This is a genomic window from Streptomyces sp. NPDC048383, assembly GCF_040651775.1.
Taxonomy (GTDB): Bacteria; Actinomycetota; Actinomycetes; order Streptomycetales; family Streptomycetaceae; genus Streptomyces.
The window spans coordinates 1-7,108 of record NZ_JBEZKS010000122.1; the positions used below are offsets into that span (position 1 = coordinate 1).

The 7,108-nt window shown below is 69.9% G+C and carries 5 protein-coding genes; 3 read left to right on the forward strand and 2 right to left on the reverse strand.

All coding sequences use genetic code 11. The annotated features are described in order from the left end of the window. The first annotated feature begins 128 nt into the window (after window positions 1-128). The 3 genes from AB0D46_RS38050 to rox all read left to right on the forward strand — a co-directional run bounded on the left by AB0D46_RS38050 (window position 129) and on the right by rox (window position 3,454). Window positions 129-629 (forward strand): GNAT family N-acetyltransferase, encoded by a 501-nt coding sequence (locus AB0D46_RS38050; RefSeq protein WP_362884627.1) that lies wholly within the window; start codon window positions 129-131, stop codon window positions 627-629. Between the two features lie 812 nt (window positions 630-1,441). Next, complete coding sequence (locus AB0D46_RS38055; RefSeq protein ID WP_362884629.1) at window positions 1,442-1,597, forward strand: hypothetical protein; 156 nt, start codon at window positions 1,442-1,444, stop codon at window positions 1,595-1,597. A gap of 420 nt (window positions 1,598-2,017) precedes the next feature. Next, window positions 2,018-3,454 carry a rifampin monooxygenase gene (gene rox / locus AB0D46_RS38060; protein ID WP_362884635.1) on the forward strand — a complete coding sequence of 479 codons (1,437 nt, stop codon included), beginning with the start codon at window positions 2,018-2,020 and terminating at the stop codon, window positions 3,452-3,454. A gap of 500 nt (window positions 3,455-3,954) precedes the next feature. Here the strand turns inward: rox and AB0D46_RS38065 are convergent, their stop codons facing one another. Together AB0D46_RS38065 and AB0D46_RS38070 are read right to left on the reverse strand one after the other, a co-directional pair. Beyond that, a complete protein-coding gene (locus AB0D46_RS38065) occupies window positions 3,955-4,374 on the reverse strand; it encodes a hypothetical protein (RefSeq protein ID WP_362884631.1) in 420 nt (139 codons plus the stop codon). A 2,533-nt stretch (window positions 4,375-6,907) separates the two neighbouring features. Beyond that, window positions 6,908-7,108, reverse strand: a 201-nt coding sequence (locus AB0D46_RS38070; protein ID WP_362884633.1) for a hypothetical protein, incomplete at its 5' end; no start/stop codon positions are given.

Below are 7,108 nucleotides of genomic sequence, written 5' to 3' on the forward strand. Positions count from 1 at the left end.
GGGGACCCTGTGGGAGAGTAGGACGCCGCCGAACAATCATTGTGGGAAAGCCCCGCACCAGCCCTTCAGGGTTCGGTGCGGGGCTTTTCTGCGTTTACGGCCGGGTCGCCGTTCCGTAGCATCGGCGCATGCCCAGCCTTCGGTTGCTTCGCTTCGACCACGCGCCGGCACTCCTCGCTTTCGAGCGCGAGAACCGGGCCTACTTCGCCGCCTCCGTTCCCGACCGAGGGGACACGTACTTCGCCGGGTTCCAGGAACGACATCGTGAGCTGATGGCCGAGCAGGAGGCCGGTCTCCACTTCTTCCACGTCCTGGTGGACGAGGACGGACAAGTGCTGGGGCGGGTCAACCTGATCGATGTGGCCGATGGCTCCGCCGAGCTCGGATACCGGATCGCAGAACGTGCTGCCGGGCGCGGTCTGGCCACGGCCGCGGTCCGTGAGGTGTGTGCCTTGGCCGGGGCGGAGTACGGGCTGACCACGCTGCGGGCCGTCACCACCCTCGACAATCCGGGGTCTCGCACGGTGCTGACCCGTACCGGCTTCACCCCCGTGGGCGAGCTCCTCCTGGACGGCCGGCCCGGGTTGAGCTTCGTACGGCCACTGGATGGCGGCCCCGGGTCCGGGTGAGGGGTGGCGGGGCGTGAGCACGGTGCAGGCGCGAAGGGAAGTCGACCCGGCGGAGGCGGGGGAGGTCGGGGAGGCCGTATGGACGTGGGAGCGCGAGCTGCCGCTCACGTACGTACTGGTCAGCGAGGAAGCTGACGATCGAGGATCGTGCCCCAACCGGACGCTTGCTCAAAGCTGTTGAGCGGCTCGGCCGGCGACGGGAAGGGTGGGACGAGCTCCTCGAGCTGGGGACGCTCGGGCTCATCGTGGACCATCCGGTGCCGGGGGCCGATCCAGGGGCCGACCTGATCCACGCGTGGGCACGCCGACCAATGGGAGCTGCTCGACCGGTCCTGACGGGCTGCCGACCTTCGTCCGTGGACGAGTCGTTGGTCGATCTGTTCATTGAGGCCGCGGGGCGACGCCGACATCGTCAGGCTGCTTGCCGTGGACCGGACCCGGCCGGGTCATGTGGCACCAGGAGCACGTGGGGTTGCTGGTCATCGCCTCCCGTCCGTCCGAACTCGGCGGAGCCGTCGTGAACTTGTGGCTGGGGGAAGGCCTCGCCCACCGGCCCGATCCGCCCGTCCGACCGGTCTGGGATGCATGGTTCGCGGCGGGTCCGCCGACCGAGCGGGGCGAGTGCATCGACCCTCCTGCGGCGGGCCCGGCCGAGTGGGCAGCCTTCGCGGCCGCCCGTCAGGACGCGGGCCGACAGTTGCCCGGTCCCGGACGGGACCTCGATGGTCGGCACGTCACCGATATCCCCGGGTTCGTGTGCGCGATCGGCGAGGCGTGCTGGCACACGTTGCGGTTGTCCGTGCGGTGGGGACGTGCCACCCGCGCCGTTCACGCTGATCTGGGACGAGGCGGAGGTGGCGCGGCGGGCGCTCGGTGCGGTGATCGTGGGCCCGGAGGGGGACACGCCGTATGTCGACGACGTTCTTCGGTTGCCGGCACGCGTCGGGATCACCGTCGAATTCCGCTGATGTGCGGCGCGGGCCGTGCGGCCAAGGGTTCGCCGGACGGTTTGGACGGCTTGGACGGCTTGGCCTTCGTCGTCGACGCCGGCGACGGGCTGGGACCAGCCGTCGACTGCGGACGGACAAAAGCAGAGGCAAGGAGGTTGACCACTCCTTGCCACTCTCAAGATATAGCGGGTGGGGGGTCTTGCGGCAAGACCCGGGTCGTGACGCAGAATTTCCCACCTGAGCCGTAAACCGGCCGATATCCCGGTTACGCGCGGTGTGTGCGGTTTTGCCGATATATGGATCCGCGTCCCGGACGGGCTGCACAAAGGGCGGACGAACGGGATCGCGCGGGTCGAGCCGGTCGTGCGCGTGCGCGCACGGCCCGATGCACCGGGCGGAGCGGCCGGCGAAATCAATCTCGTTGAGTGGGGCGTTTGCATGGTGGACGTGATCGTTGCCGGTGGTGGACCTACCGGCCTGATGCTTGCCGCGGAATTGCGGCTGCACGGCGTTGCCGTACTCGTGCTGGAGAAGGAGTCGGAACCGGCGGGGCATTCCCGCGCCCGCGGGCTGCACGCGCGCAGCGTCGAGGTGATGGACCAGCGCGGCCTGGTGGACCGCTTCCTCCCGCTCGGCGAGAAGTTCGCGGTCGGCGGCTTCTTCGCCGGCATCAGTACGGCGTGGCCCGCGCGGCTGGACACCACGCACTCGTACGTCCTCGCCATTCCGCAGGCCGACACGGAGCGGCTGTTGGCGGCGCGCGCCACCGAGCTCGGGGCCGAGATCCGGCGCGGCTGCGAGCTCGTCGGCCTGAGCCAGGACGAGGACGGGGTGAGCGTCGGGCTGGCGGACGGTACGGAACTGCGTTCGCGCTACCTCGTCGGCTGCGATGGCGGGCGCAGCACGGTGCGCAAGTTGATCGGAGTGGGGTTTCCGGGGGAGCCGTCCAGGACGGAGACGCTGCTGGGCGACATGGAGGTGGGTGTGCCGGCGGAGACGTTGGGCGCGGTGATCGCCGAAGTGCGCAAGACGCAGCTGCGGTTCGGCGCGATCCCCGAAGGGGACGGGGTGTACCGCGTCATCGTCCCCGCGAACGGGGTGGCCGAGGACCGTACGACCGCGCCGACGCTGGAGGAGTTCAAGAGGCAGCTACGGGTCGTCGCGGGGACCGACTTCGGTGTCCACTCGCCGCGGTGGCTCTCCCGCTTCGGCGACGCCACCCGGTTGGCCGAGCGCTACCGGGTCGGCCGTGTTCTGCTGGCCGGCGACGCGGCGCACGTCCACCCGCCGACCGGCGGGCAGGGACTGAACCTGGGGGTCCAGGACGCGTTCAACCTCGGGTGGAAACTGGCCGCCGAGGTGGCCGGTTGGGCGCCGGAGGGCCTGCTGGACAGCTACCACGACGAACGGCATCCGGTGGCCGCCGACGTACTGGACAACACCCGCGCGCAGATGGAGCTGTTGTCCCCCGAGCCGGGTCCCCGGGCGGTACGCCGGCTGCTGTCCGAGCTGATGGAGTTCGAGGAGGTGAACCGGTACCTGATCGAGAAGATCACCGCGATCGGCGTCCGCTACGACTTCGGCGAGGGCCACGAACTGCTCGGCCGGCGAATGCGGGACGTGGAGCTGAAGCGCGGCCGCCTCTACGAATTGATGCACGACGGTCGCGGACTGCTGCTCGACCGGACCGGGTGGCTTTCGGTGGCGGGCTGGGCGGACCGGGTCGACCACGTCGTCGACGTCGTCGATGCGGGTACTCCACTGGGGCTGCCGGCAGTGCTGTTGCGGCCGGACGGGCATGTCGCGTGGGTCGGCGACGACCAGCGGGACCTGTCCGATCGTCTGGCGCGCTGGTTCGGCGTCCCTGCGGCCTGACCCCGCGGGCCCGTCCGCCGTCGAAGCCCGACGTGTAGCGGTGTGCGTCACGGCACCTCTGCCCCGGGGGAGGGGCTCCGGTCGCTCCGAGCAAGGGGAACAGGGCCGCGTTGAGTCGGGGGTCCGGGCACCCGGGTGGCGTGGCTGATCTTTTGTGGGATGACGTGAGCTGCTTCTTCGACGCGGAGTTGATGGGGACGTTGCCGGACGTGCATGTCCCGGATTGCTCGGCGGACGACTGGCAGGCGGTCCTTGACCTTGTCCGGGAGAGGGGCTGGGAGTGCCGATACTCCGAAGGCGAGACGGCACTGCCCGTACCCCGGGCGGAGAGGGCGCTGTACCACCCGGCGGACGCCGAGCGTCCCTAACCGGCGGGTCCGGCCGACCGTCGGCATGTTGCCGACGGGTTGGCGGACGGCTCCGGCTCGGAGCATCGCGGAGAGCACGTCGGCCAGGCGTCTCCCGTGGCGGAGCGGGCGGGGCCCCGGGGGCGTGGTCGGTCAGGGCAGCCGGCCGCGGCGTCGGCCTGCCTGGTGCTGCTCGGCGGAAGTACGGGGAGGAGGACTGGGCTTGGCGGCGTAGTCATCGGTGAGGATGCTGCAGGTGCACCAGTCGCCCGTGCACGGGCTGCCGGCCTCTGCTCCGTAGGGGCCGAGGCCGGTCATCAAGCGGAGGACCTCCGTACGGTCCGGCGTGGTGAGAGCGGGGAGCGTTGCCCGGGACAGCAACTGCCAAGCGGCCGGATCGTCGTCCATGTCACCGATGACCTGTGCGTCGATGAACAAGGTGTAGAGCGGATGCTCGGGGAAATCGTTAAGCCGCAGGAACCACCAACGTCCGTCGAGTCGTGTCGCGTAGGGGAAGACAGCCGTTGCCGTGTCGTGCCATGTCACCCCTGCGGGCAGTGCGGGGAGCTTCATGACCGGGGCGCCCGGGTCGATGGGACGGGCAGGAGTGGCCCGGTTGGGTGGAGGTACAGGGCGCAGGCGCAGTCCAGTGCTTTCTCGGGAGACCCCATGGGTGAGCCGCTGGGCAGGGTGCCGTCCTCGCGGTCGTCCCGACCGGCCACCTGGGGCGAGAGGCCCCGGGTGTGAGGGGCGCCGGTGAAACGCAGGCGGCGCGGCGAGAGCGGTGTCTCGCGGGGCAGTCCGCCGGCCACGTAGGCAATTCCTGCCCGGTGCCGGACCGCCATGCCGGTCAACTGCGGCCGGTGGGCGCGGGCGTGGCTGTTCGGGCGCGGGCGCAGTGATATCTGCAGGGAGGACGGCAGGCTCTTCGGCACGGCCACCACCCTGCAGGCTTTGGACGGCCTGCGCCAGGGTCAGCGTCTGGGTCGGTGGTGGACGCAGCGGTGGCCGAGCCGGAATCGCCGTGATCCCGCCGCACGATCGTCGGGCTGGTGGCGGGCAGGATGTTCACGCGATCTCCGCGTCCCAGATCGGACGGATCCCGGCGCACCTGGACCTCACGCCGCACCGGGTGCGCGACTGGCTTACGGCCGCGACACTCCCCGCTTCCGGCTGTACCGCACCCCGCGCGCTGGAGCGGTGGTGCCGTCGGGTGATGAGGGGGCCGCGATCGGCACCCGCTCATACAGGTACGTCGGCAACGGAGCCGGTCCCGGCCCCCCTGTCCGGCAAGGGTTCCAAGTGCAAGCGGCACGGCACTGCCTCGATTGCGGCCGCCTCGACGTGACCACCGGCGAGCTGCTCAGCCGGCCCATCGTCCGCAACGACACGGAAACCGGCCCTACGACGGCACCCCCCCCACAGAACAGGGCGATCAACACCCTCGACGGACTTCCCGCAAGGATCCGGGAGGATGACATCGGAGCTTCCAGCGGGATTGTGGAGCCGGCGTGCGACCGAGGCCGCGGCTTCGTCGGCCTGGTCCTGGTCGGTGCTGACGAACGTCCCGAGCTCGAGGATCGTGTCCGTGGCGTCGGCCTGGCTCTGCTCCGTCAGCGGTAGGCGGTCCGCCGGGGAGCCGACCGAGCAGCCCATCACCGTGGCGACGGGCGGGTGACAGGGGTCTTATCGAGGCCGGCTCGTGTATGGCCTGGAGTTCCGCCACAGCTCCTGGAGCTTGTGCTCCGAGCGGTGCAGGGAACTTGGCGAGGTGCTGGGACCCCGGGCCGCCGCACCCACGCTACGAGGAGAACCTTCCGGCTCGGGTGACAGCGGCACTCAAGCTCCGCCATCAGCGGGTGCGCGGCTACCTGGCACGCCCTGCGCCCACCTGCTGGCTGTGGCTTATGCCCGCCTCGTCTGGCCAAGGCGTACGGAGACGTTACGCCTCTCCCCAAAGGGTCGGAGACTCTTCCAAGGGTGTTGCGACGTGCGCTCGTGCAGGGCGGCACCGAGGGGTGTGGGTGTCCCTGCTGATCCCGCGCGCGTCGCGGATGGATGCTGCCGTGGCCGTACCGACTGGGAGATCGACGACGGATCCACGGACCACCTCCTGACCATGGTCCACGGGCTGCTGAGTCTTCGGGCGCGGAGGCTGGGTCAGGACGACAGGGGTGATGCGACTGCGGGCGTAGGGATGGCTCGGGTGCCACGCGCCTGCGACTTCGGCGCTGGGATCGCTGATGCCGATGATCATCTCCGGCGGCTCGGTGATCGGATGGTCCGCGGGGTGCTGGGCGTGGTGAGAAGGAGCCAAGAGGTCGGACCGGAGCCAGGGCCGGAACGCGCTGTGCGGACGGAACCAGGCGGAGCCGTAGTGCCCCGGGGCGACGGCGGTGGAGTCGCGTTGGCCCTCGACGGCGACAGCCCGGTCCCCCGGGTCACCGCGGAAGTGCGGCGTAGCGGTGGCTGTGGAGGAGAGGCGTCCCGCTCCCGTGTTTCACCAGGCGGCGGCTGCGCCACCCCCGCCTTCGTGCGAGCAGTGCTCGTTCCCGCCGCGGGCCAAGAGCGCCCCTGCCTCCGGTGAATCCGAGGGATGTGGAGACGGGAGGGGGACAGGGAACTCCGCTCCGAGGAATTCGCCTGCGGTAAGGAGCGGGAAGAAGTGCCGGCTCCCCGCTGCGTTCGTGCGGACCGGCGGGAACGTGGACGGGGGACGGGGGATGCCCGGGTCGTGGGTCGTGGGGTAGCCGGGCGAATCGACGCGGACCAGCGCCCCGAGCTTTCCGGCGGAGCCGGTTGCGGAGACGTACGACGTCGCCCTCGAACAGCCAGGTCTGTGAGGAGGAGGCCGAACATGGCGACGGTGTCGTCACGACGGAGCGTCGCCAAGCAGGGATGCGTGGCGCGCCGGGCTGCTGTCTCGTGCGCCTGGTGCGGGCCTGGCGTGGAGGGGAGGTGCCAGGCGTGGACGCCCCCCCCGGGCCGTTTTGACTCCCCCCAGGCGAGGGTTGTAGAGTTAAACGGTTGCCTCGAACCGGACAGGTTCGGCGACATCCCCCACACTTCACAAGGACTTCGATTCTCGTGAGGTGTACTCGACTCTTCATTCGAGAAGCGGAAGCCGGGAAATCCGGTGGCGAACTTCTGATAGAGTCGGAATCGCCGGAAAGGGAAAAGCGCGAAAGCGCAGGACCTGGAAAGCACCGAGGAAATCGGGCCCGAGAGAGTCTGATAGAGTCGGAAACGCAAGAACAGAACAACACAGAACGAAGCCCGGAGGAAAGCCCGAGAGGGTGAGTACAAA

What these genes read in the sequence shown, in the direction of transcription:
- AB0D46_RS38050 (WP_362884627.1), top strand. Translation starts at nt 129, where the DNA reads ATGCCCAGCCTTCGGTTGCTTCGCTTCGACCACGCGCCGGCACTCCTC.
- rox (WP_362884635.1), top strand. Translation starts at nt 2,018, where the DNA reads ATGGTGGACGTGATCGTTGCCGGTGGTGGACCTACCGGCCTGATGCTT.
- AB0D46_RS38065 (WP_362884631.1), bottom strand. Translation starts at nt 4,374, where the DNA reads ATGAAGCTCCCCGCACTGCCCGCAGGGGTGACATGGCACGACACGGCA.